The organism is Phenylobacterium sp. (genome assembly GCF_041920015.1).
Classification (GTDB): Bacteria; Pseudomonadota; Alphaproteobacteria; order Caulobacterales; family Caulobacteraceae; genus Phenylobacterium.
Genome location: NZ_JAYRST010000002.1, coordinates 1 through 24,241, shown reverse-complemented (window position 1 = coordinate 24,241; position 24,241 = coordinate 1). Strand labels below are relative to the sequence as shown.

General features: G+C 68.2%; 19 protein-coding genes. 10 read left to right on the top strand and 9 right to left on the bottom strand.

Annotated elements, in window-relative coordinates:
• Nucleotides 1-10: 10 nt before the first annotated feature.
• Nucleotides 11-1,627, bottom strand: a complete 1,617-nt coding sequence (locus ACE3TL_RS00725; protein WP_374576744.1) for an EAL domain-containing protein — start codon at nucleotides 1,625-1,627, stop codon at nucleotides 11-13.
• Between the two features lie 120 nt (nucleotides 1,628-1,747).
• Between ACE3TL_RS00725 and ACE3TL_RS00720 the strand changes: the two genes are divergently transcribed.
• On the top strand, nucleotides 1,748-2,236 hold the full coding sequence (locus ACE3TL_RS00720) for an NUDIX hydrolase (RefSeq protein WP_374576743.1): 489 nt from the start codon (nucleotides 1,748-1,750) through the stop codon (nucleotides 2,234-2,236).
• A gap of 30 nt (nucleotides 2,237-2,266) precedes the next feature.
• On the top strand, nucleotides 2,267-3,349 hold the full coding sequence (locus tag ACE3TL_RS00715; RefSeq protein WP_374576742.1) for a phosphatidylinositol-specific phospholipase C1-like protein: 1,083 nt from the start codon (nucleotides 2,267-2,269) through the stop codon (nucleotides 3,347-3,349).
• On the opposite strand, the gene ACE3TL_RS00710 is transcribed toward ACE3TL_RS00715, so the two are convergent.
• Nucleotides 3,346-3,747 carry a GFA family protein gene (locus tag ACE3TL_RS00710; protein WP_374576741.1) on the bottom strand — a complete coding sequence of 134 codons (402 nt, stop codon included), beginning with the start codon at nucleotides 3,745-3,747 and terminating at the stop codon, nucleotides 3,346-3,348. The genes ACE3TL_RS00715 and ACE3TL_RS00710 overlap by 4 nt on opposite strands.
• A 104-nt stretch (nucleotides 3,748-3,851) precedes the next feature.
• Between ACE3TL_RS00710 and ACE3TL_RS00705 the strand changes: the two genes are divergently transcribed.
• The 3 genes from ACE3TL_RS00705 to ACE3TL_RS00695 all read left to right on the top strand — a co-directional run bounded on the left by ACE3TL_RS00705 (nucleotide 3,852) and on the right by ACE3TL_RS00695 (nucleotide 5,358).
• Nucleotides 3,852-3,992 carry a hypothetical protein gene (locus ACE3TL_RS00705; RefSeq protein ID WP_374576740.1) on the top strand — a complete coding sequence of 47 codons (141 nt, stop codon included), beginning with the start codon at nucleotides 3,852-3,854 and terminating at the stop codon, nucleotides 3,990-3,992.
• A 77-nt stretch (nucleotides 3,993-4,069) separates the two neighbouring features.
• A complete protein-coding gene (locus tag ACE3TL_RS00700; RefSeq protein WP_374576739.1) occupies nucleotides 4,070-4,219 on the top strand; it encodes a hypothetical protein in 150 nt (49 codons plus the stop codon).
• A gap of 80 nt (nucleotides 4,220-4,299) precedes the next feature.
• The gene (locus ACE3TL_RS00695; RefSeq protein WP_374576738.1) at nucleotides 4,300-5,358 is read left to right on the top strand and encodes an alpha/beta fold hydrolase; all 1,059 of its coding nucleotides are present in this window, start codon (nucleotides 4,300-4,302) and stop codon (nucleotides 5,356-5,358) included.
• Here ACE3TL_RS00695 and ACE3TL_RS00690 read toward each other — a convergent pair.
• Both ACE3TL_RS00690 and ACE3TL_RS00685 read right to left on the bottom strand, forming a co-directional pair.
• The gene (locus ACE3TL_RS00690) at nucleotides 5,355-6,620 is read right to left on the bottom strand and encodes a dicarboxylate/amino acid:cation symporter (RefSeq protein WP_374576737.1); all 1,266 of its coding nucleotides are present in this window, start codon (nucleotides 6,618-6,620) and stop codon (nucleotides 5,355-5,357) included. The genes ACE3TL_RS00695 and ACE3TL_RS00690 overlap by 4 nt on opposite strands.
• Nucleotides 6,621-6,707: 87 nt before the next feature.
• A complete protein-coding gene (locus ACE3TL_RS00685; RefSeq protein ID WP_374576736.1) occupies nucleotides 6,708-8,369 on the bottom strand; it encodes a putative 2OG-Fe(II) oxygenase in 1,662 nt (553 codons plus the stop codon).
• A 208-nt stretch (nucleotides 8,370-8,577) separates the two neighbouring features.
• On the opposite strand from ACE3TL_RS00685, the gene ACE3TL_RS00680 reads away from it, so the two are divergent.
• On the top strand, nucleotides 8,578-11,565 hold the full coding sequence (locus ACE3TL_RS00680) for a TonB-dependent receptor domain-containing protein (RefSeq protein ID WP_374576735.1): 2,988 nt from the start codon (nucleotides 8,578-8,580) through the stop codon (nucleotides 11,563-11,565).
• A 227-nt stretch (nucleotides 11,566-11,792) separates the two neighbouring features.
• On the opposite strand, the gene ACE3TL_RS00675 is transcribed toward ACE3TL_RS00680, so the two are convergent.
• The gene (locus ACE3TL_RS00675; protein ID WP_374576734.1) at nucleotides 11,793-12,449 is read right to left on the bottom strand and encodes a TetR/AcrR family transcriptional regulator; all 657 of its coding nucleotides are present in this window, start codon (nucleotides 12,447-12,449) and stop codon (nucleotides 11,793-11,795) included.
• A 17-nt stretch (nucleotides 12,450-12,466) separates the two neighbouring features.
• Here ACE3TL_RS00675 and ACE3TL_RS00670 point away from each other — a divergent pair, with 17 nt between their 5' ends.
• On the top strand, nucleotides 12,467-12,919 hold the full coding sequence (locus ACE3TL_RS00670) for a nuclear transport factor 2 family protein (RefSeq protein WP_374576733.1): 453 nt from the start codon (nucleotides 12,467-12,469) through the stop codon (nucleotides 12,917-12,919).
• Entirely contained in the window at nucleotides 12,916-13,749 is an 834-nt protein-coding gene (locus ACE3TL_RS00665; RefSeq protein WP_374576732.1) for a hypothetical protein, read from the top strand. The genes ACE3TL_RS00670 and ACE3TL_RS00665 overlap by 4 nt, the downstream gene beginning before the upstream one ends.
• A gap of 101 nt (nucleotides 13,750-13,850) precedes the next feature.
• On the opposite strand, the gene ACE3TL_RS00660 is transcribed toward ACE3TL_RS00665, so the two are convergent.
• The 4 genes from ACE3TL_RS00660 to ACE3TL_RS00645 all read right to left on the bottom strand — a co-directional run bounded on the left by ACE3TL_RS00660 (nucleotide 13,851) and on the right by ACE3TL_RS00645 (nucleotide 19,892).
• Complete coding sequence (locus ACE3TL_RS00660; protein WP_374576731.1) at nucleotides 13,851-16,631, bottom strand: M14 family metallopeptidase; 2,781 nt, start codon at nucleotides 16,629-16,631, stop codon at nucleotides 13,851-13,853.
• A 197-nt stretch (nucleotides 16,632-16,828) separates the two neighbouring features.
• Nucleotides 16,829-18,319, bottom strand: coding sequence for an amidohydrolase (locus ACE3TL_RS00655; RefSeq protein ID WP_374576730.1), 1,491 nt, complete (start codon nucleotides 18,317-18,319; stop codon nucleotides 16,829-16,831).
• Between the two features lie 69 nt (nucleotides 18,320-18,388).
• Nucleotides 18,389-19,411: a FecR domain-containing protein gene (locus tag ACE3TL_RS00650; RefSeq protein WP_374576729.1), complete on the bottom strand. Its 1,023-nt coding sequence runs from the start codon at nucleotides 19,409-19,411 to the stop codon at nucleotides 18,389-18,391.
• Nucleotides 19,374-19,892 carry an RNA polymerase sigma factor gene (locus tag ACE3TL_RS00645; protein WP_374576728.1) on the bottom strand — a complete coding sequence of 173 codons (519 nt, stop codon included), beginning with the start codon at nucleotides 19,890-19,892 and terminating at the stop codon, nucleotides 19,374-19,376. The genes ACE3TL_RS00650 and ACE3TL_RS00645 overlap by 38 nt, the downstream gene beginning before the upstream one ends.
• Nucleotides 19,893-20,291: 399 nt before the next feature.
• On the opposite strand from ACE3TL_RS00645, the gene ACE3TL_RS00640 reads away from it, so the two are divergent.
• Together ACE3TL_RS00640 and recA are read left to right on the top strand one after the other, a co-directional pair.
• Nucleotides 20,292-22,676: a TonB-dependent receptor domain-containing protein gene (locus ACE3TL_RS00640; RefSeq protein WP_374576726.1), complete on the top strand. Its 2,385-nt coding sequence runs from the start codon at nucleotides 20,292-20,294 to the stop codon at nucleotides 22,674-22,676.
• Between the two features lie 154 nt (nucleotides 22,677-22,830).
• Entirely contained in the window at nucleotides 22,831-23,901 is a 1,071-nt protein-coding gene (recA, locus tag ACE3TL_RS00635; protein ID WP_374576725.1) for a recombinase RecA, read from the top strand.
• The last annotated feature ends 340 nt before the right edge of the window (nucleotides 23,902-24,241 follow it).

Below are 24,241 nucleotides of genomic sequence, written 5' to 3'. Positions count from 1 at the left end.
GGCGGCGCGTTCAGCCCCAGCTATCGACCGCCCCTCTCCGGCGGGCGGCCGGCGCCGCGGGCGCGGGGTTGGTGAAGCTCGGGGTCTCTGCGGCCGCGCCGTAGAGCCAGCCCTGGGCGAAGTCGACGCCGGCGCGGCGCACGGCGTCCTCGGCCTGGGGAGTCTCGACCATCTCGGCGATGGTCTGGACCTTCAGCTCCGAGCACATGCGGACCAGATGCCGGATGAAGGTGCTCTCGCGCCCGCCGTGCTGGAGTTCGCGAATGAAGCGGCCGTCGATCTTGACGATGTCGAGGGTCAGTTGCTGCAGATAGGCCAGGGAGGCGGCGCCGGCCCCGAAGTCGTCCAGGCAGACGACGCAACCCTTCTCGCGCAGGGCCGAGAGATGACGATCTGCCAAGGCCAGGTCGTCGATGGCGGCGCTCTCGGTGATTTCCAGCAGCAGCCGGCCGGCGGCGCTGGGCGCGTCGGCCAGCATCCGGTGGACCGCGGTCACGAAGGCCGGGCTGACGATGGTGCGGCCAGAGACGTTGGCCGCGAGCTTCAGGTGCGGCTCGGCCACCAGGCGGGCGATGGTCTGGTCGACCACGGCGATGTCGAGCGGCTCGATCATGTCGAGCTCCTCGGCCATGCGGATCATCGGATAGGGGCTGGCGCTGTCGCCGAAGCGAACCAGCACCTCGAAGTGGTGCAGGGTCGAGCCGGCCTTCAGGTCCACCACCGGCTGGAAGACGAGGTTGAAGCGGCGGTCGCTGACGGCCGCCCCCAGCATGCCGACCTCGGAGAGCGTCTTCTTGATCGAGCGGTCGACGACCTCGCTGAGGTCCATGGGCCCGTCCGCGGAGAGGCCGTCGGCGATGAAAGCGTCCAGCGAGAAGCGGATCGCGCGGGCGATCTGGCTGGGGCTGGCATCCGATTGCAGGGCCATCAGTCGGACATCCGCCTCGAGGCCGCAGGCGCGGTCCTTGTCGATGATGGAGATCAGCCGCTGGACCAGGGCCTCGACAGCGTCTCCCTTGGGGCGGACCAGGGCGAAGCGGTTGTCGCCGAGCTCGGCGGCGGCCGAGCCGCCGTGCGACTGGGCGCGCAGGGCGCCGGCCAGTCGCTGGTCGAGCGCCTGCGCCGCCTCGGGACCGAGCCGGCCGCGCAGGGCCGCCAGGCCGCCGAATTCGAGGAAGGCCATTTCCAGGTCCTGGCCGTTGGCCCTGGCCGCTTCGATCAGATTGGCCGCCGTCGTCTCGAACGAGGCCTTGTCGTGCAGTTCGTGGACGACCTTGCCTCCGGCGCGGCTGAAGACGCAGGAGACCACGCCGCCGGAGCCCGGCATGCGGAAGGCGCTCATCGAAGCCGCGCGCTGGACGCCGTTCGGCGCGCCGGCCAGGGCGATCGTCACCGGCCCGCCGCGGGCGCCTTCCTTCAGGCCGCCTAGCAGGGCCTCGACCATGGCGTGGTCGCGGCTGTCGGCGAAATCGCGCCAGGAGCGGCCGACCAGGTCGGTTTCCGGCGATCCCGAAAGGGCTTCGCTGGCGCCGAGCGCCAGGCCGATCCGGCCCTCGCCGTCGATTTCGAGAAGCAGGTCCGCGCCGGCGAATGCGAAACCAAGCAGGCGCTGTGGGGCGAGCGACAAAGGGTGGGTCTCCGAGCGGGCCGGCTATATCTTTGTCCTAGCGCCTTAATTTCACGTTGAGAGCGCCGTTCGCGAAGCCTGCGCCTTTTGCTAGATTGCCGGGACGTGCTGGAGGCGCCTTTGCGTGAACGTCTGACCGCCCGCGTCCTGCTGTTCGACGGCTCGGGGCGGATCCTGCTGATGAAGGGGCGGTTGCCCAACCGGCCGATGCACACCTCGTCTTGGTTCACGGTCGGGGGCGGGGTCGAGCCGGGGGAGAGCCTGGAGGCGGCCGCGCTTCGGGAGATCGGCGAGGAAACCGGCTTTCTGGACGTGGAGCTGGGGCCGGTCGTCTGGACGCGGGAGGCGGTGGGAGAGCTGGCCTCGGGCGAGCGGGTGGTTTTCAAGGAATCCTACATCGTCGCCCGCTGCGGCGGCGGGGAGCCTTCCCGCGCCGGATGGGAAGCTCATGAGACCAGTCTGATCGACGATATTCGCTGGTGGGCGCTGGAGGAATTGGCGGTCACGGCCGAGCGGGTGTTTCCCGAGCGGTTCCTCGACCTGATCGGCGCGGTGGCCGGGGGCGACTATCCGCCTTCGCCGCTGGAGATAACCATCGTGCGGGCTTAAGGCCGCGCGAGATCGGAACAGGGAGAAGTCATGCTGATCGCCGTTCTCGCCGCCGCGGCGCTCGCCGGGGCCTGCGATCTCGAAGCACCGTCCGGGGAGGCCGGATGCACGCGCGCGGCCGTCGACCGGTTGAAGCTCAACGACATCCAGGCGGTGGGCACCCACAATTCCTACAAACTGGCGATCTCGCCCGCGCAGATGAAGCTGGTGCGCGCGGCCGACCCGCAGCAGGCCGACGCGCTGGACTATGCTCACCCGCCGCTCGCCGCGCAGCTCGACGCCGGAGCGCGGCAACTGGAGCTCGACCTGTTGAACGATCCGGAAGGCGGCCGCTACGCCTCGCCCCTGGCGATGAAGGTGGCTGACGACCTGCCCTACGACCTTGCGCCGCTGAAGGCGCCGGGGCTGAAGGTGATGCACGCCCAGGACATCGACTATCGCTCCAACTGTCCCCGGTTCACGACCTGCCTGGAACAGGTGCGCGACTGGTCCAGGGCTCACCCCGAGCACCTGCCGCTGCTGATCCTGCTCAACCTGAAGGAGGACGGCCTGAAGCTGCCAGGCGCGACCCTAGCCCTGCCGTTCGACGGCGCGGCGATGGATCGGGTGGATGCGGAGATCCGTTCGGTCTTCCAGGCTTCGGAGCTCATCGTCCCGGACCAGGTCCAAGGGCGGCGGCGCACGCTGCGCGAGGCGGTTCTGGCCGGGGGTTGGCCGCCCCTGAAGGCGGCGCGCGGCAAGGTGATGTTCGCGCTGGATGCGCCGGAGGAGCAGGTCGCGCTCTATCGCGGCGGCCGACGCTCGCTGGAAGGCCGGGTCATGTTCGTGAACATCGACGAAGGCTCGCCGGCGGCGGCCTACATCACCCTGAACGAGCCGAAGGCCCAGGCTGGCCGGATCGCCGCGGCGGTCAAGTCGGGCCTGCTGGTGCGCACCCGCGCCGACGCCGACACCGCCGAGGCGCGCGCTGATGACAGGAGCCGCCAGGCGGCGGCCTTCGCCTCGGGCGCGCAATATGTCTCGACCGACTATATGCGGCCCGATCCCAGGCTGGGCCCCTATGAGACGCGTCTGCCGGGCGGCGGCGTCGCCCGGCGCAACCCGGTCCGTTAAAGCGGCCGCTCAGCCGGATATTGCGGCAGGTCGTCGGTGATCTCCCACCAGCCGGCCTTGGAGGCGACGTGGAAGTGGAAGCCGCGCTCAGCCTCCACCGGGGCGTCCAGCGTTCCGGCCCTCAGCCTCACCACGCCGGGCTTGCTCGTCAGGCGGCTGAAGATCGGCGATCCGCAGCGCCGGCAGAAGACGCGCTCCTTGCCCGGCGAGGACTCGTAGGCCTGCAGATCGTCCGCGCCGCTCAAGAGGCGGAAGTTCCTGGTGTCGAGGGGGATATTGGTCGCGAACGCGCCGCCCTGGGCCTTTCGACAGTCGCCGCAATGGCAGAACTGGATCGGCGCCAGCGGTCCGTCGATCTCGAAGCGAACCGTCCGGCAGAGGCATGAGCCCGCGTGCATTGCTATCCTTTCCACAACCTGACCAGGAGGCGCGAGGCGTAAGACCTCGGAAACTAACCAAACGTGTTTACCTAGCTTTGACCGAACGCCGTTATTCTGGAAGCATGTCGCGCTTCTATATCCATTATGAGGAACCCGGACAGGGGAAGCGACCGCCGAATGCGTGGACGGTGATCCGCGTGTTCCTATGGACCCTGCTGCTTGCCTGCCTGGGCCTCTGGTGCTGGACGATGCTCGCCGCCTGACGCGGCTTTGGAGGGGCTGGCGCCGCAATTGCGGGCTGCGACCTTCGTGGGGACCTGGTGTCCCGACGGAGGACACAATGCGGTTCACCTTTGTCGAAGCCGAGGCGCCCGAGCGGCGGTCCGGCGTGCTGGTCTGGATGCGGCGCATCTTCGACCTGCTGGTCATCGGCGCCATGGTTCTGGCGGGCGTCGAGACGATCGCCTTCCTGCGCGGACTGGTCGGCTAGGCCCGGCCGGGGCAAGCTCCCGTCACGGCCTGGATTCGGCGCTGAACGGCGTCGCGAGGCCGGCGTCGGGGAGAAGCACCATGAAGCGGCCGTTGATCGTCCTGGCTCTTGCCGCCTCGGCGCTTGCGCCCAGCGGGGCCTGGGCCGAGCCGCCGACCATCGCCAAGGTCGGTGAGCTGCCGGCCGCCTTCGACGACATCGGTCCGGCGGTGCAGGCGCTGAAAGGACCAGGCGGGCGCACGATCCACTTTGCGGACACGGGCGAGGCGGGCTTCCGGCCGGTGCTGTTCGTCGGCGGCACGGGCACCAGCGCGCGCGCCTTCGGCATGACCGAGTTCCTGAAAACCATGCGCGTGCAGCTCAAGCTGCGGCTGATCACCGTGGAGCGGAACGGCTTTGGCGATACGGCGCTGACGCCCGGCTGGGGCTATGGCGACTACGCCGGCGAGGTGAAGGCGGTGCTCGATCACCTGGGCGTGCAGCGGTTCTCGGGCGTCGCGATCTCCGGCGGCGGGCCCTATATGGCGCAGGTGGCGGCCCTCATGCCCCAGCGGGTGATCTCGCTGCACCTGCTGGCGGCGGCGACCGAGCGGCCGGCGGGCGACAGCGTCTGCAAGCTGGCGCCCGAGCAACTTGCCGCGGCGTTGAAACCGCAGGTGCAGAACCCGCAGGCCTGGTGGGCCTTCCCGAAGGACAGCCCCACCCACGCGATCCCCGGCTTCGCCGACCGGGCCTATGAGGAGGGCGCGCGGACGTTCTTCATCCACGGCCAGATGGGCGACCCGGCGCCCGAGGCGGCCGAGGTGATGCGCTATTGCGGGCCGCTGGCCGATCTCTCGCAGGTCAAGGCGCCGGCCTATGTCTACCAGGGAACCGCCGACACCCAGGTCGGGATGGAGAGCGCCAGGACCTGGCAGGCGCGACTGCCGAACCTGGCGGCGATGCGGGTCTATGAGGGCGAAGGGCACGACGTCCAGTACCGCCACTGGGACCAGCTTCTTCTGGACGTAGCGGGTCACGGCGATCTGACGGCGGTCTGCGTGAAGGGACGCTCGCAGGCCTTGCCCAAGGCCCAGGCGGACAAGGCGCTGAAAGCTGGAGCGAGCCTGGGCGTCTGCGCCTGGGCCAAGGCCAGCTAGGCGGGCGCCTTCGCCGGTTCGCCGGGGTCCTCTCCCTCGATGTCGTCCAGTTCGCCTTCCCACTTGGCCACCACGGCGGCGGCGACCGAGTTGCCCACCACGTTGGTCGCCGAGCGGCCCATGTCGAGCAGGTGGTCGACGCCTAGCACCAGGGCGATCCAGGCCTCGGGCAGGCCGAAATAGGTGAGGGTGGCCATGATCACCACCAGCGAGGCGCGCGGCACGCCGGCGATGCCCTTCGAGGTCACCATCAGCAGGAGCAGCATGAAGATCTGCTGCTGGACCGTGAGCTGCACGCCATGGGCCTGGGTGATGAAGATGGTCGCGAAGGTGCAGTAAAGCATCGAGCCGTCGAGGTTGAACGAGTACCCGAGCGGCAGGACGAAGGAGACGATGCGGCGCCGGACGCCCACCTTGGGCAGACTTTCCAGGATGCGCGGATAGGCCGCTTCCGACGAGGCGGTGGAGAAGGCCAGCAGGGCCGGGGTGCGGATCACGCCGAACAGCGGCAGCACCCGCTTGCCGATCACCACGAAGCCGGCGACGAACAACAGCACCCACAGAACGCCCATGGTCGCATAGAAGCCGAGGACGAACTTGCCGTAGACCGCCAGCATCGACACGCCCTGTGTGGCGATGGTCGAGGCCAGGGCCGCGAAGATCGCGAAGGGGGCGGTGCTCATCACGAACTCGGTGACCTTGAGCATGATCTGAGCGCCCTGCTCGACCAGGTTCAGGATCGAAGGCGCCTTGTCGTCGAGGGCCGCGACCGCGGTGCCGACGAACAGCGAGAACACCACGATCTGCAGGATCTCGTTCTTGGCCATGGCGTCGACGATGGAGGTCGGCACCAGATGGGTGATGAAGCCCTTGAGGGTGAAGGCCTCGGTGCTGGCGGCCGGCGTCGCGGCCGCCGTGGCCGTCTGCATATGCAGGCCCGCGCCCGGCTGCAGCAGGTGCACCATGAAGAGGCCGATCAGCAGCGAGACGATCGAGGCGCAGATGAACCAGCCCATGGTCTTGGCGCCGATCCGGCCGACGGCGGCGGCGTCCTCCATGTGGGCGATGCCGGCCACCAGGGTGGTGAAGACCAGCGGGGCGATGATCATCTTGATCAGGCGCAGGAAGATGTCGGTGATCAGCGACAGGCCGTCGGCCGTGGACTTGGCTTGTTCGACGGAGAGGAACTGGTTGCAGGCCCACCCGACGCCGACGCCCAGCACCATGGACAGGACGATCAGCAAGGCGAAACGGCGATTCATGGGCGGCTCACGGATAATGAACAGGTCCGGGAGCCTGCGCCCCGGTTGCTGAATAAGACGCAGGCGCCAGGCCTGGCCTCACCTGGTTCACGTCATTGTTGGGGCGGCTGCGGGCTGCGGAACGATGTCGAAGGCGATGGTCAGCCGCGGTTCCTCGCCGCCGAACGGCACCGTGCCGTGCCACATGTAGGAGGGGAAGAGCGCCAGCAGGCCAGGCTCGGGGCGGACATAGTGTTCGGCGCCAAGCGGCGGCGCGGTCGGGATCGGCGGGGCGCCGAACCGCAGCCAGCCCGCATGGTCCTCGCCCTCGCCGATGGCGGCCGGCAGGCCGATGTAGCAGGCTGACGAGATCCAGCCCTGCGGATGGATGTGGTCGACGTGGAAGCCGTTGGGGCGCAGGCGGACCGACCAGGCGCCGAGCACGCGATGATCGCCGAAGTTGCGGCGGCGGAAGATATCGTCGCCTTCGCCGATCGCGGCGCGGTAGGCGCGGATCGGCCCCTCCACCGCCTCGAAGAAGGCGGCGATGGCTGGGTGTTCGGCGTGCAGCAGGTTCTGCGGCGTCTGGGTGCCGCCGCGCAGCGATTGTTCGATGGGATGAGCTGCGAGGGCGTGCAGGTCTTCGAGCGCGGCCTGGAGGTCGGCGAGATAGGCCGCAAGGCTGGTCCAGCCCCTGGGCGTGTCGATGCTCTGGGCGCGGACCAGGGCGGCGTAGTCCCAGAGGCTGCGGTAACGCCCGTCGCCCGACAGCCGCCAGGCGGTGGCCAGGGCCGCGGCGGCTTCCTGGTCGGTCGGATCGCGCGCCAGCAGCCGCTCGGAGATCGCAGCCGCCGCGGGGCCGTCGCCCAGGGCCAGATGCGCGTGCGCCATCACCCGCTGGGCGGAAGCGTCCTGGGGCGCGCGCGCCAGGACCGAACCGGCCAGGTCGCGGCTGCGGCCAGGATCGGTCTCCAGCAACAGTTGCGCCGCCTCCAGCGTCAGGCGCGGGTCGCCGCCCGATGCGGCCAGAGCCTGCTCGGCGAAATCGCGGGCCGCCTGCGGTCCCTCGACATGGTTCAGCAGCCTGATCTTCACCGCGGCCAGGACGGGCAGGAGCGGCCCTCCGGCGCCTGCCAGGGCGGCGTCGACGGGGGCGAGGGCCGCGGCCGCGTCGCCGCGCCGCATCCAGATGAGCTGGCCAAGATCGCGCAGGGCTTCGGCGTAGCCGGGACGCTTGGCGACGGCGCTGGCCAGGGCGCGTTCGGCCTCGTCGTAGCGGCGCTGGCCCTGCAGGGCGCGGCCGTAGACCAGCCAGGTTTCCGGCGCATCGAGGCCGAGGGCGAAGGCGCGCTCACACTCGACCGCCGCCTCGCGGTCGCGCCCGGCGTCGCCCAGGCCCGAGGCGACGTTGTGCGCGGCGACGCCGCTCTTAGGATTGAGTTCGGCGGCGCGGCGATAGTCGGCCAGCGACTCTTCGCGGCGCCCGAGCAGCTTCAGGGCCGCGGCGCGGGCCGACAGGGCTTCGGGCCAGGGCACCGCGCCCTGGACGAACGGACGGAGCAGCGCCTCGGCCTCCGTTGCGCGACCCGTGGCCGTCAGCAGCCGGGCCAGGGCCGCAGCCGCATGCGCGCAGCCCGGCTCCCGCGACAGGATGCCGCGATAGGCCTGCTCGGCCTCGGCCGTGCGGCCCAGCCGGGTCAAGCCACGGGCGCGCTCCAGTTCCTGCACAGCGAACGGGCTCAGGGTCGGAGAGGCGTTCTGTGGCGGCAAATGCTTTAAATCCAGATGGTTAGGGCGAGTGGGCGGTGCGGTTCGCTGGCATTGTGCGGAAGCCGCCGGCGCCCTGTCCAGTGCAGGTGTGACCGATCTGCACGTGCGCATGACAAAATTGCAAAACCGACATGTGGGTCCACCGGGCCTTTGCGTCTTGGGTTCCGGAAGCGCGAGGGGCGCCTCCGAAAACAACAAGGGGCGGTGGATGAAATCCAGTTCGTTGAAGTGGCTGATGGCGGGGGGAGTCGCCTACAGCGCTCTGCTCGCAGGCGGTGTGGCCTATGCGCAGGAGGGGGAGACCGCGGTCGAGGAGGTGGTCGTCACCGGGTCTCGCATCGCGCGGCCCGACTACGTCGCCAACAGCCCGATCGTGTCGGTCGGCCAGGCGGCCATTGAAAACACCGGCCAGGTGACGGTCGAAAAGTCGCTGTCCCAGATGCCGCAGTTCACCGGCTCGTTCGGCCAGGGCAACACCGGCTCGACCTCGACCGGCCTCAACGGCGGCCAGTCCTACGCCTCGCTGCGCGGTCTGGGCGCCAAGCGCACCCTGATCCTGATGGACGGCCGGCGCCTGCAGCCGTCGAACCCGGACGGCTCGGTCGACCTCAACACCATTCCCGAAGCCCTGATCGAGAACGTCGAAGTCATCACCGGCGGCGCCTCGACGGCCTACGGGTCGGACGCCACCGCCGGCGTGGTGAATTTCCGCCTGAAGCGCAACTTCGAGGGCATCGTCGTCGACAGCCAGTATGGCGTCACCGAAAAGGGCGACGGTGAATCGTTCAAGGTCTCGGTGACCGCCGGTTCGGCGTTCAACGACGGCAAGGGCCGCGCGGTCCTGTCGGTGGACTACACCAACCGCGACATCGCGCTGCAGAGTTCGCGCGACTACTTCATCTTCCGCCTCTCGACCCCGGGCCTCTCGACCATTCCGCAGGGCACGGTGCTGTTCGGCGCGAACCTGCCGACCCTGGCTTCGGTCAACAGCGTGTTCGTCGGCCAGTACGGCACGCGGGCGCTGACCGGCAACGCGGCGGGCCGCTACACCGGCCAGATCGGCTTCAACACCGACCAGACGCTGTTCTCGACGGCGGGCGTGCCGGTGCTGAACTTCCGCGATCCGCAGACCAACGACGCCTATATCGTCAACTCCAACGCCTCGGGCACCCAGCAGCAGATCAACTTCGGCTACGACGGCGCCTCGATGCAGTCGGACCTCGACCGCTATGCGGTGTTCGGCAAGCTGGACTACGATCTGACGGACAACCTGCGCGCCTTCGCGCAGTTCACCTTCACCGACTACGAGTCGGTCGGCATCACCAACCCGACCCTGGCCTCGAACGTCTACGGCCTGACCGTGCCGGTCTCGAACCCGTTCATCCCGGCCGAGTTCCGTACGATCCTCGCCTCGCGGCCCGATCCGAACGCGAACTTCACCTTCTACAAGGCCCTGAACATCCTGGGCCCGCGGATCCAGTCCTACAGCTACACCGTCTACCAGCTCACCGGCGGCCTCTCCGGCAAGGTCGGGTTCAAGGACTGGAGCTGGGACGCCTACGCCTCGTACTCGAAGGCCAAGTTCGACAACGAGCAACTGGGCGGCGCCAGCGCCAGCGCGGTCGGCCGTCTGCTGAACAGCCCGACAGGCGGCACGGAATACTGCGCCGGCGGCTGGAACCCCTTCGGCAACCTGACGCCTTCGGCCGACTGCATCACCTACATCACCCGCCGCACGCTGAACCAGAACGAGCTGGAGCAGCGCATGGTCGAAGCCAGCGTCCAGGGCGGCCTGTTCGACCTGCCGGCCGGCGAGATCCGCTTCGCCGCGGGCGTCGACTACCGGGCCAACGAATACACCTTCAAGCCCGACACCCAGCTCAACCAGCCCGGCGGCACCTCGGACGTCCTCGGCTACAGCGTCCTGCGTGACGCCGCCGGTTCGGTCGACACCTACGAAGCCTTCGGCGAACTGCTGGTGCCGATCGTGAAGGACCTGCCGTTCGTGCAGGAGTTCAACGTCAACCTGGGCTACCGCTTCTCCGACTATTCGTCGGTGGGCGCGATCCACACCTACAAGGCCGACTTCGACTGGACCGTGGTCCAGGGCCTGCGCCTGCGCGGCGGCTACAACCGCGCCATCCGCGCCCCGAGCGTCGGCGAACTCTACGCGCCGGTCTCGACGGGCTCGGTGACCATCGGCACGGCCAACGCCACCAACATCGACGGCGACCCCTGCGATATCCGCTCCTCGTTCCGTCAAGGTTCGAGCGGCGCTCAGGTCAAGGCGCTCTGCCTGGCCCAAGGCGTGCCGAACGCGATCATCGACAACTACCAGCTCGGCACCGCCCAGGTGTTCGCCCTGACCGGCGGCAACCCGGACCTGCAGGAAGAAACCGCCGACACCTTCTCGATCGGCGCGGTCATCCAGTCGCCGTTCGAGTCGCCGCTGCTGTCGCGGATGTCGGCCTCGATCGACTACTACAGCATCAAGGTCCAGGACGCCGTCGGCCAATTGCCGATCAAGAACGCGTTCCAGTTCTGCTTCAATGCGGGGGGCAACAACCCGAACTTCGACCCCAGCAACTACTACTGCAAGCTGATCGCCCGTAACACGGCCAGCGGCGTGCCGCTGAACCCGGTGCAGCCGCTGCTGAACCTCGGCCAGTTCGAGACCACCGGCGTCGACGTCCAGTTCGACTGGAACTTCGAGCTGATGGACCTCGGCCTGCCGGAGAACGCCGGCTCGCTGGCGATCAACGTCGCGGTCGGCTGGCTCAACGAGTTCAAGATCCAGACCCTGCCGAACGCGCCGACCTACGACTACGCCGGCACCTGGGGCACGGCGGTCGAAACCAGCGCCGGCCAGGCGCACCCGGAATGGAAGTCGGTCGCCTCGGCCACCTACACCTGGGGTCCGGCCAGCGTGGGCCTGCGTTGGCGTCACATCAGCGAGATGCAGAACTCGGCGCGGATCGTCACGCCGACCAGCACTTCGCGCGGGGTGAAGGCCTACGACATCTTCGACCTCAACGGCCGCGTGAAGCTGCCGTGGGACACCGACCTGCGCTTCGGGGTCAACAACCTGCTCGACAAGAACCCGCCGCAGGCGGGCGACACCGAGGCCAACTACGATGCGCAGAACTACGACGTGATGGGCCGCGCCTACTATGTCGGCGTGCGTAAGCGCTTCTGATCGGCTCCCCGGAGGCGGGTCCAGCCCCACTGGCCCGTCTTCAAACAGCCGCTGGTCCTTGGCGGCTAGAGCGCGATCCGTTCCGAGAGAAACGGATCGCGCTCAGACTTTTTCCGCCCCGAACCGGCATCGGTTTCGGCGGACAATGTTCCAAGGGCGTCGGTCGGAAGGCCGGCGCCCTTGGTGTTCTGGGGAGGTTCGGGATCGCAAGCTCCCGGCCTTTTCGTTCAAGCGGCCTTGAGCGCGGCGGCCGTCATGGCGGCCATTGTTCGGAGCTGCTCGCAGCTGCATCGCCGCCCAAGCACGACGATGCGCCAGTAGAGCGGGCCGATCACGAAATCGGCGGCGAGATGGCGGTTCAAATCAGGGCGTAGTTCGCCCCGCGCCACCGCACGCTCTATCAGGCTCGCCACCTTCCTGGCGCTCGCCGCCTCGCTGGGCCGCAGCGCCGCGGCCAGCGCCGGCTCACGTTCGATGGCGGCGTAGAGGTCGGGCATGACCCGGCGCACCAGCGGATGGCGCAGGAGCCGGCGGCCGGCGACGCCCATGGCGTACAGGTCCGCCTCCAGGGATCCGCAGTCGCCGGACTCCAATCGCGACGGGACCGTCTTGGTGAGTTGGGCGACGAGGTCGCTGGCCATGTCGGCCTTGGACCGCCAGCGTCGGTAGAGCGCCGCCTTCCCGACGCCGGCCTTGCGCGCCACGGTGTCGAGGCTGAGGGCGCTGTATCCGAGGCGCGCCCACTCTTCGAAGAATGTCCGCGCCAAGGCGTGGGTGACCTCCGGTCGCCGCACCGCGGCGCCGCTCAGGCGCGGCTTCTCGTCGTCGGAACGGTTGCGTTCCGACGACGGAGTCTCTATCTCGTCGAGACGATCCTGTTCCATCGATGGAGACCTACCGCGTGACAGAGACCAAGCCAACCTTCGTCAGCGTCCTGCAGGACGCGCTCGGCGCCCGCATCGAACCGCCGGCTTCGAACTTCATCGAGATGATGTCCGAGGATTTCGTCATGGAGTTTCCCTATGCGCGGCCGGGAATGCAGTTGCGGATCGAGGGGCGCGAGGCGGTGCTGGCGTATCTGATGACCGTGGCGGGCTCGGTCAGCGTCGATACGATCGACAATGTGGTCGTCCACGAGACGGCCGATCCCGAAGTGGTCATCGTCGAGTTCGAGGCTCATGGCCGCGCGGTGAAGGTCGATGAGCCCTACGACCAGCGTTACATCTCCGTGATCCGCACGCGCGGCGGGCGAATGATCCACTACAAGGACTACTGGAACCCGATCCAGGGCCTCAAGGCGCAGATCGGATCGGCGGCGGTGGACGCGTTCGTGCTTGGCGGAGGCGCGGCGTGAGCGGCCTCGTCCTTGTCACGGGCGCGACGGGCAAGACCGGGCGGAGCCTGTCAGCGCAGCTCGAGGCGAACGGCGTGCCTCATCGCGCCGCGGCCCGCAGCGGCGAGCCGGCCTTCGATTGGACGCGCCCCGAGACCTGGAACAGCGCCCTGGAGGGCGTCGGCGCGATCTATCTCGTCGCGCCGCCGACGGTGGACGATCCCTATTCGCGGATGATCTCGTTCCTCCAGGCGGCGGTCGAGCGGGGCGTCGGCCGGTTCGTGTTCCTCAGCATGGCCTCCCTGCCGGCCGGCGCCTTCGCGCATGGCCAGGTTCACCAGTGGCTCGAGGACCACACGGGCGACTGGGCCGTCCTGGGGCCGAGCGCCTTCATGCAGAACTTCACCGAAGGCTCGCATCTGGCGACGATCCGCCAGGAGGACACGATCTATTCGAACACCGGCGACGGCCGGGTCTCGTTCATCAGCGCGGATGACATCGCGCGTGCGGCGTTCGTTCTGCTGACCGGGCCGGGCGGCCTGAACAGGGACTTCACCATCACCGGCGACGAGCCCATGTCGTATGACCAGGTCGCAGAACAGATCGGCAGGGCCCGCGGCCGGGCCGTCACCCATACCCGCATCTCGTCGGAGGACCTGGTGGCGCGGTTCATCGCCAGGGGCCTGCCCGAGGCGACGGCGAAGGTCCTGGCCTTCGGCTATGAGGGTATCGCCGGCGGCGCCTTCGACTGGACGACCGAGGTCTTCCGGGAACTGAGCGGTCGGCCGGCGACCAGATTTCAGGCCTTTGCGGAGGCGAACGCCGATGTGTGGCGGCCGGGCGTTCGGTAGGTCTCAGTCCGCCAGACTGCGCGCCCATCGCTCTGGCAGGCCAAAAAGAAACCCCGGGATCCTGTGATCCCGGGGCGGAAGGCTCTTCTCTCCGGAAGAGGTTATTGCTTGGCGGCGGCCGGGCCGTAGAGCAGGCCGTTGAACAGGAACTTGAAGGTCCCGTAGGGCTGGGCCCGCTGGGTGACTTCCGGTCCCATGACCAACAGCTTGCCCTTGCCGTAGTCGATGTCGAGCACGCCGGTCGAACCCTTCAGCTTCTCCTGGCCGACGGCCCAACCGCTGCGGAGCGGCTTGTCGGTGTCGAACCACGAGACGCGGGCGACGCCGGAGGCCGAGGCCTTCAGGTTGAAGGTCGGGCTGCGGTCGAAGAACACGTCCACCTCGGTCGGCATGCCGTAGGCGAGGGGCTGGGTGTTGTCGACCTTGGCCCGCAGGACCGAGCCTGGAATGTAGAATTCCTTGTTCGACAGGCCGACGACCTTGTCGCCGTCCTTCTTGGCCACGGCCACCTCGACCGGCGCGCCGAGGGCGGTCGCCAGGCGCGAAGACGAGCCGATGGTGATGACCGTGCCGCCGTTCTTGGCGAAGTCGGCGATCTGCGGGACGGTCTTGTCGTCGGTGATGGCGCCCAGCCACGGACGGTACTCGGCCGGGATGTCCTCGGCCTTCGGCTGTGGGAAGCTGCGGCCGCTGCGGAACGGACCGCCCTGCGGCGCGGGAACCACGCCATCGGCGAAGACCAGGACGTCGAAGTCCTTGGCCAGGTCGCCAGCGTCGAGGCGTTGCGGATAGACCACCTGGAAGGGCGCTTCGAACTGCTCGAACAGCCAGCGGTTCCAGCCCGAGGGCATGGAGCCGCCATAGACGTCGACCAGGCCGATGCGGATGTTCTTCAACGGGATCGAAGCGCCGGCCGGCTGGGCGCCGACCGCATAGGCGTCGATGCCGAGGTCCTTGACGCCTTGGGCGACGATCGACTGGGCCTGCGCCGAGGCCGGAACCCAGATCGCGCCGGCGCCGAAGCTGGTCTTGCCCGCCTTGGCGCCGTCCTTGAGCCAGAACACCGGCGCGCCGGCCTTCAGCAGGCGGGCGGTCAGGGTGAAGCTCTTGTTGGTCTCGTGGCTGATGAGCCAGCCGGCCTTGCCCGAGCCCTTGATCGCGCCGGGGGTCACGCCGATCAGGTCGGGAACCCGCTCGGTCGGGGCCTCGAAGCCGTCGAGGATCCGGTCGAACTTGATCCCCATCTGGTAGGCGAGGGTGTAGCCGGTGATGTCGTAGGGCGCCTTGGGCGGGCCGCCCGGATACTCGGTGTCGTGCGGGTGATCCTGAGGCTCGAACATGTCGAGGATGTGCGGGCGATAGGCCTGGGCGGTCTTCACCACGTAGGAGCCGGCCGGATAGGTCTTGGCGCCGACCTTGAACGCCTTGGTCGCCTTGTCGACGTCGACGCCGCTCTTGATCAGGGCGTTCAGGAACGCCGCGACCGTCGGCATGTCGGCCTGGTCGGAGGGGATGATGTAGCCGCGCGGGTCGCGGCTCTCCGGCGTCTGGACCACCGTCTTGTAGATGGTCGGGTCGACGGCGCCGGCCCGGCCGAAGAACGCGGCCATCATGCCGTCCTCGGCGGCGGGCTTGGCGGTCTTGGCGGCCTCGTTCATGGCGTCGACCTTGGTCGGCGTCATGGTCCAGCTATCCTTGGAGCCGCGCTCGATGCTGTTGGCGCCCATCTTGTAGATGTTGAACAGCAGGCGTTCGCGGTTGCGCGCGGCGTAGTCGATGACCGCGCGGTCCATGGTCCACTGGTATTCGACCGTCTGCGCCAGGTGCCAGGGCTGCGGTTCGATCGGCATCGGCCGGTCGCCGTTGGGCAGTTGCAGGTTCGGCACCAGCTTCACGCTTTCCGGCGTCGGGCCGCCGATGATCTCGGTCAGCAGGCCGACGGCGTTGTGGAAGTAGGCGATCGAGCGCTCCATCCCGTTGTGCCAGGTGGAGTAGGAGGCGGCGCTGCGCGCGCCCGAGCCCGGCTTGTCCTCGGCGACCAGGCGGCTGTGCATCGCCATACCCACTTCCTGCAGGGTGGTCATGACCAGCGGGTCGTAGTTGTAGTTGAAGGGATCGCGGAACGGCGGAACGAACACCACCATGCCGGTCGGGCCGGTCTGGTGCTGGTTGAAGATGATCTGCGGATACCACTCGCGGAAGAGCTGCTTGTTGACGTTGGTCGTCTCGGCCATCTGCGACATGTAGCTGTCGCGGTTGTTATCGTGGCCGACGTACTTCTGGTACAGGCGCGGGATCGAGTTGAACTCGCGCTTCTTCGGGTCCGGGTTGCGCATGTACCAGTCTGAGACCAGCTCCATGCCGTCCGGATTGTCGTGCGCGAACAGGATGATGACGTCGTCGAGCATCCGGAGCGTCTCCGGATCGTTCATGGTCAGCATCCGATAGAGGACCTGGATCTGGCCCTGGGAGGTCACCGTCTCGGTGGCGTGCAGGCCAGCATCGATCCAGACCACGGCCTTGCCCTCGGCGGCGAGCTTGGCGGCCTCTTCCTTGGAGAGGCCCTCGGCCTTGGCCAGGCGCTTGGAGATCGACTTGTAGTGATCGAGCTTGGCGAGGTTGGCGGGAGAGGAGACCACCGCCATCCATTGGGTGCGGCCTTCCTCGGACTTGCCGAAGTCGACCAGCTTCATGCGGTCGGACTGGCTGGCCAGGGTCTTCAGATAGGCCTCGTAGGCCGTGTAGTCGGCGAGGAAGTAGTCGCTGCCCGGATTCTGGGCGAAGGCCTCGCTCGGCGGGGTGATGGAGGCGGCCTGCGCCCCGCCGCCCATGATCATGACCAGCGCCAGGGCGGCGCCCGCCATTGCGTGTTTCCGCATCATTCCATCCCCCGTGTCTCTGCCTGAAAACCTCGGGCGCAACTTCGGCCCGTCAGTAAGTCAGACGCAAGGGGACATCGATTCCGCACTCCAGATTGCGGGGGAATTTGCGGGGAAGCCGACTGTACCCGGCGCTAGAAGCGCAGGCATGAAAAAGGCGCCGCAGGAACCGAGGCTCCCGCGGCGCCCGAAGGGAACGCTTACTCCGAACCGCCGGCCTTGCGGTAGTCGAGCGGCGGCGGGCGGTCGCCGACCATGGCCTTGTAGGTGAAGCCTTCGCCCTGGCGCTGCTTCAGTTCGGCCTTGGCCTGGGCGATCAACTCGGGGTTCGACAGCAGCTCGGCGCCGGTCAGCGACAGGGTCTTGGCCGCCACGGCCGCGCCCTTCAGGCCGATGCTCATGCCGGCCGCGGCCACGTTCTGCCAGCTATGGCCGGCCGAACCGGGAACGAAGGTCGCTGTCGAGAGCCCGACGGTGGGCGTGACCCACGAGACGTCGGCCACGTCGGTCGAGCCGCCGCCGGCGTCGCCGGAGGTGTCGGCCGGGGCGTAGGACTGGACCCTGGCCACCGACGACAGGTCGCCGCCCCCGTTCGGCAGGGACTTGGCCAGTTCCTGGGCGAACTTGGTTTCTTCCGGCGTCCAGGTGATGCCGCCGACGCTTTCCAGCGACGATTGCATGACCTTGCCCAGCACGTCGTTGGGCAGCAGGTTGTAGACGCCGCCGGTCTGTTCGAACTCGACCTTGGTGCCGGTGATCATGGCCGCGCCGTTGGCGGCGTTCTTCACCTTGTCCATCACGTCGACGACGATCTTCGGATTGGCGTTGCGGACGTAGTAATAGACCTCGGCGAAGTCCGGCACGACGTTCGGCGCCTTGCCGCCGTTGGTCACCACATAGTGGATGCGGGTGCGGTCGGGGATGTGTTCGCGCAGGTAGTTGGTGGCGACGTTCATGATCTCGACGCCGTCGAGCGCCGAGCGCCCGGCCCACGGCGCGCCCGAGGCGTGCGCCGACTGGCCGTAGAAGCGGAACTTGCCGCTGATATTGGCCATGGACGTGCCCTGGCGGGCCGAGTTCTCGTTGCCCGGGTGCCAGTGCAGGGTGATGTCGACGTCGTTGAACAGGCCGTCGCGCACCATGTAGACCTTGCCGGAGCCGCCTTCCTCGGCGGGGGTCCCGTAGACGCGGACCTCGCCCTGCACCTTGTTGGCGATCATCCACTGCTTCAGGGCGATGGCGCTGGCCACCGAGGCCGCGCCGAACAGGCTGTGGCCGCAGCCGTGGCCGTTGTCGCGGCCGGCGACCGGCTGCTTGGTCGGAACGGCGGCCTGGCTGAGGCCGGGCAGGGCGTCGAACTCGGCGAGGATGGCGATCACCGGGCCCTGGCCGTTCTTGAAGCTGCCCACGAAGCCGGTCGGCTCGCCGGCCACTCCGGCCTTCACGGTGAAGCCGGCGGCCTTGAGCTGGTCCTGGAGGAGGGCGCTGCTCTTGGTTTCCAGATAGCCGAGCTCGGCGAAGTTCCAGATCTTCAGCGCCGTGTCGTTCATCTTCGGCGTATAGGCGTCGACCGCGCCGGTGAGCTGGGCCTTGTCGGCCGTGGTCAGCGGGGCGGCGCCCGCCATGCCGGCGCCGAGCCATGCGGCCGTGCAAAGCGCGCTGGCGGCCAGCGCCTTGGTGATCATCTTCATAGGTCCTCCAGTGCGCCGCAGGACAGGGGCGCGGCGTTCGTCAGCAAGACGCAGGACGCCGGTGAATCCTCATTCCCCGGCGAGCGGGCGAAGCTCGATGATCGAGGCCGAAACCGGGGCGGCCTTTGCCATGCCATAGGCTTCGAGCGTGGCGACGAAGCCGGCGACGTCGCCGGTGCGGAAACGGCCGCTGAGCGGGGTGGCGGCCAAGGCCGGATCGTCGATGCGGATCTTGCGGGTCGAGTAGCGGTTCATCTCCGCGACGATCGCGCCCAGCGGGCGGTTTTCGAACACCAGGCTACCGTCGCGCCAACTGGTCAGGTCGGCCACGTTGCGGGGCTGGACGGTCCAGGGCTGGTCGCCGGCCTGGACCAGTTCGTGCCCAGGGGTGATGTCGACCATGGCCCGCGGCGAGGCCACGCGGATCTTGCCCTCGAGCAGGCTGACCGACCATTGGCCAGGTTCGACCCGCACGTCGAAGGCGGTGCCCAGCGCGGTGACCGTGCGGCCCGAGGCCGCCACCACGAACGGGCGGTCGGGATTCTTGGCCACCTCGAAGAAGGCCTCGCCCTTGACGACGGCCAGGCCGCGGCGGCGGCCCCATTCGGTCAGGCGCACTTCGGTGTCGGTGCTGAGCGTGATTTTCGACCCGTCGTCCAGGGTGACGATCTTCTGGCCGCCGACCGGGGTGACATAGACGGCCAAGGCCTGGGGCGCGGCGGCCACCGTCGTCTCGCGCGGGGCGTCCGAGCCCTGGCGCCAGGCGCCGTAGCCGACCAGGGCGCTGGCGCTCACCACGACCGCGGCGATCCCCGCCGCCCAGCGCATCTGCGGCTGACGACGTGCGGAGACGAGCTCGGCCTGCACCGAGCGGCGTGCGGCCTGCACGCGGGAATCATCCTTCAGCGCGCCCAGGCGATCCCAGGCGCCGCTAACGCTTTCCCAGTCCTGGCGATTGCGAGGATCGGCGGCCAGCCAGGTTTCGAACGATCGCCGCAGGGCCCCGTCGTCGGGGCGGCGCTGCAGCCGCGCGAACCACGAGGCGGCGTCCGGGCTACCGGAAGGACCGTTTTGTGGCTGGTTGTCGTTCATCGAATTCCTGTAGGCGGGCCGAAACGACCCGCAATGCCTTGGTCACATGCTTTTCTACGGCGCTCACCGAGATGCCCAATTGCGCCGCGGTCGCCTTGTAGCTCATGCCCTCGAAACGAACGAGCATGAAAGCGGTGCGAGTCCGCGGTGCGAGCTGGCCCAAAGCTTCCAGGGCGACGGAGGCCTCCTGCTTGGCCTGCAGGATGCGGTCGGGCGACAGTTCGTCGAGGGGGTGGTGGGCTTCTTCGAGCTCGCAGTGCGCGCCCCGGCGCCTCACTGTGTCGCGGCGCCGGCGGTCGAGCAGGACGTTCGTCGCGGTCTGGAAAATGAAGCTGGAAAGATTCGAGACCTCGCCGCCCTGCCGCCGGTTATGCAGGCGCAGGAGCACTTCCTGGATCAGGTCGTCGATTTCATGACCATCGGCCCGGCGCCTGAAAAAGGCGCGCAAGGCTTGCTGGTAGGGGAGCGACGCATGCGCCAACCCCTCCGGCTCGCCCCTAGGCCCGGTCGTTTCCGCCCACGCCATCTGGTTCCTGAACACCCCGCATTGTCTTATTGGCGCCATGGTTGTTGATGGGGGAGGCGAGGTCAATGACGTTTGGGAAAGCGCAGGGACGAACGTGGCGGATGCTGGATTTTCGGGCACGCTCGTAGCAGTCACTAATCGGGAAGCGGACGAAATCGGGAAATCGACTGTGCGGATACGGCTGGGACTGGTCATCTGCGCCCCTGGGGTCGATGCGCGCAGGGTCGGAAGGGAGTCCTTCTCCTCTTGAGACCGTACTGGGCGGCATCCTCGACTGCGTTTGTCCTGGCGTTGGCGACGGCCTCGGCGTCCGTCGCTGCGCCGGCGCGCGCCCAGTTCGCGATTCCCGCCGGGTTGCCGCTCGACCGCGCCCTGACGGCGTTTTCGGTCCAGAGCGACCGGGACATCCTGTTCGCGCCCGGCGTGGTCGCCGGGCTTCGCGGCCGGGCGGTTCACGGCCGGCTGGCGCCTGGCGCGGCGCTGGACGAACTGCTGGAGGGCTCGGGACTCGCCTGGCGTGAGTTCGAGGGCCGGTTCCTGATCGAAAGGGCGACGCCCAAACTGTCGACCCCGGTGGTCGAGGCGGCGTCGGAAGTCGAGGGCGTGGTCGTGACCGCCCTGCGCCGGCCGACGCTGGAGCGGCTCACGCCCATGTCGATGCGCGCGCTGTCGGGCGAGGAATTGACGCGGGCCGGGGCGGCGACCTTCCAGCAGGCGGGCGCTCTGCTGCCGGGCCTGACCCGCGCGAACACCGGAACCGGGCGGCATCGTTTCAGTCTGCGCGGGGTCTACGGTTCGGGCGAGGCCACCACCGCCCTCTATTATGACGACGTGCCGGTGACCGGCCCCAGCGGCACGACCTCCGATCCAGGCGGATCGGCGCCGGAACTGCTGCTGGTGGACGTCGACCGGCTCGAACTGCTGCGCGGGCCGCAGGGCACGCTTTACGGCGCCAGCGCCATGGGCGGCGCGTTGAAGGTGGTCTTCCACCGGCCGAACCTCTCACAGACCCAGCTTTCGTTTTCCGGCGAAGTCATGGCCAACGCCGGCGACTGGGGCGAGGCTCAGACCCTGGTGCTGAACCGGCCGCTGGTCGACGACAAGGTCGGCCTGCGGCTGACCGCCTATCGCCGGAGCGAGCCGGCCTATGTCGACAATCGGCGCCTGGGCCTGGAACGGGTCAACGCCAGCCTGGTCGAGGGCGCCCGCATCGGCCTGGGGCTGCGGTTCACCCCGGATGTCGAGGTCAATCTCGTCCTCGCCCACCAGGAAAGCCGCGAAGACGACACCTCGGGTGGGGCCCAGGCCGCGCCGCCCGACGTTTCGCTCAACTATGTGCGGACCCCGTTCGACAGCCGGCTGACCTTCATCGACGGAGCCCTGGCCTGGAGGTTCTCGGGCCTCCAGCTTTCGGCGAACCTGGCCGGCTATAGCTGGAAGAGCGTTCGCCGCAGCGACTACACCGGAACCTTGCTCAGCGAACGCCGCAGCCCCGACGGCTGCCGGCGCTATCTCCAGATCGCCGGCTGCTCGCCCGCCGAGCTCGACCTCTATTCCGCCTATGTCGACAGCCGCGCGCCGGGCCTGCTCAGCCAGCCGATCGACCTGCGCGCCTACGTCCAGGAGGTACGGCTGGGGTCCGACGCGCCCGGCTTCGTCGCCTGGACGCTCGGCGCCTTCCACGAACTGCGCACCGACACCATCGACAGCCAGGTGCTGGCCGCCGATCCGGCCACCGGCCAGCCGGAGGAGGGCAAGGGCTTCACCGGCCGGCGCATCGTCGACAGCCGCCTGACCCAGCGGGCGCTCTATGGCGAGGCGACCCTCGGCGCCGACCGCGACACCTCCCTGACCCTGGGCGTGCGGCGGTTCGAGTACGACAAGCGGACGCTCGGCGAGGCCCTGGTCGTCAATGTGATCTCCAACACCGCCGACGCCAATTTCCGCACCACCGCCGGCGAGGAGGGATGGAGCGTCAAGGTGCTGGCCAGCCACCGCTTCGGCCCCGGCATGATGGGCTATGCCCAGGCTTCGCAAGGGTTCCGGCCCGGCGGCAACAACACCGTGCCGAACCTGCCGCCGAACCTCGCCTCCTACGGCGCCGACAGCCTCTGGAACTACGAACTGGGCTTCAAGGGCGGCTGGTTCGACAATCGCCTGCTGGCCAGCGCCGCCGTGTACCGCATCGACTGGAGCGACATGCAGTACACCGCCAACAGCACCAACGGCGCCTTTTCCTTCATCACCAATCTCGGCCGCGCGCGCGTCTATGGGATGGAGGCCGAGACCACCTTCATTCTGTCGCCCCAACTGCGCGGCGGGGCGAACCTGTCGCTCACCGATGCGGTGCTGACCAAGGATCAGGCCAGCAACGACGGCATCGGCCTGGGGGCGGCGGGCGACCGCATGCCGGTGGTTCCCCGCGTGGCCGGCGACGGCTGGGTCGAATATCGGCGCGAGACGCCCTGGGGCGCCGAACTGATGCTGCGCGCCGACGCCAGCTACGTCGGGACCTCTCACAGCACCTTCAAGGGGGGAAGCGCGGGCGATCAGAAGCTGGGCGGCATGTGGCTGTTCAACGCCCGCGCGGTCCTCAAGGCCCGCAACTGGTCGCTGGGCGTGTTCGGCGAAAACCTGACCGACGCCGACAGACCGACCTTCGCCAACACCGTGCGCCCGCCCCAGGTCTTCGCGCCACGCCCCCGGCGAGTCGGAGTTTCGGTCGCCTACAGCTTCTGACCGGCGTCAGATCCGGACGTGATGATGGCGGTTTGCGAAAAAGAACATCTTGTGAACTAGGAACAAACAGCGTACGCCTTTCCCTCGACGGCCAACGACGCGTCAGCGGCTTCGGACTGTCGGGTTGGAATCATGAAACAAGGGGCGCCTTGAAATGAGTCAGTCGGCGTTGAAGCTCGTGGGACGAGAAGAAGGCGATAAGCAGCGCGCGTTGGAAGCAGCCATCGCGCAGATCGATCGGGCCTTTGGCAAGGGCTCGGTGATGAAGCTTGGCGAGAAGAGCCATATCGAGGTCGAGGCGGTGTCCACCGGCTCGCTGGGCCTGGACATCGCGCTGGGCATCGGCGGCCTGCCCAAGGGGCGGATCATCGAAATCTACGGGCCGGAAAGCTCGGGCAAGACCACGCTCGCCCTGCATGTGGTGGCCGAGGTCCAGAAGGCCGGCGGCGTCGCCGCCTTCGTCGACGCCGAGCATGCGCTCGATCCGCAGTACGCCAACAAGCTGGGCGTGAACCTCGACGACCTGCTGGTGTCGCAGCCCGACACTGGCGAGCAGGCGCTGGAGATCACCGACACTCTGGTCCGCTCCGGCGCCATCGACATCATCGTCATCGACTCGGTGGCGGCCCTGACGCCGCGGGCCGAAATCGAAGGCGAGATGGGCGACAGCCTGCCCGGCCTCCAGGCCCGCCTGATGAGCCAGGCGCTGCGCAAGCTGACCGCCTCGATCTCCAAGGCCAAGACCCTGGTGATCTTCATCAACCAGATCCGCATGAAGATCGGGGTGATGTACGGCAGCCCGGAGACGACCACCGGCGGCAACGCGCTCAAGTTCTACGCTTCGGTCCGCCTCGATATCCGCCGCACCGGTTCGATCAAGGTGCGCGACGAGATTCTCGGCAACAATGTCCGGGTGAAGGTGGTCAAGAACAAGGTCGCCCCGCCGTTCCGCGAGGTCGAGTTCGACATCATGTACGGCGAGGGCATCTCCAAGCTGGGCGAGATCATCGACCTGGGCGTCAAGGCCGGCGTGGTCGAAAAGTCCGGCTCGTGGTTCTCGTGGAATTCGACCCGCATCGGCCAGGGCCGCGACAACGCCCGCGAGTTCCTCAAGAACAACCCTGACATCGCCATCCAGATCGAACGGCAGGTGCGCGGCGCCAAGGACGCGATCGAGGAAGAGCTGCTGGTCGGGCCGACCGGCGACGAGGCCGACGAAGACTGAAGGACCGGCGTCAGAGGGCCCGCCACGGCCGTTCGGAACCCGGGCCTTTCCAACCCGAGTCCGGGACCCTGCCCGAGCGGCCGCAGCCCCCGCACGGCGGCCCGCTGATGCTCAAGGACGCTTGGACGCAGACCGTCCAGGCGTCCTTTTCCTTTGCGGGCGACGGCAAAAACCGTAAACGGTCGCCCCTGGGGCGGCGCCGAGAACGGCGCAATCCCATATCTATTCCATTGCTTCCAAAGTCCGACGAGCCATGCCGAGCCTCAACGAAATCAGAGCCGAGTTCCTGGGCTACTTCGAAAAGAATGATCACCTGATCATTCCGTCGGCTCCGCTCGTG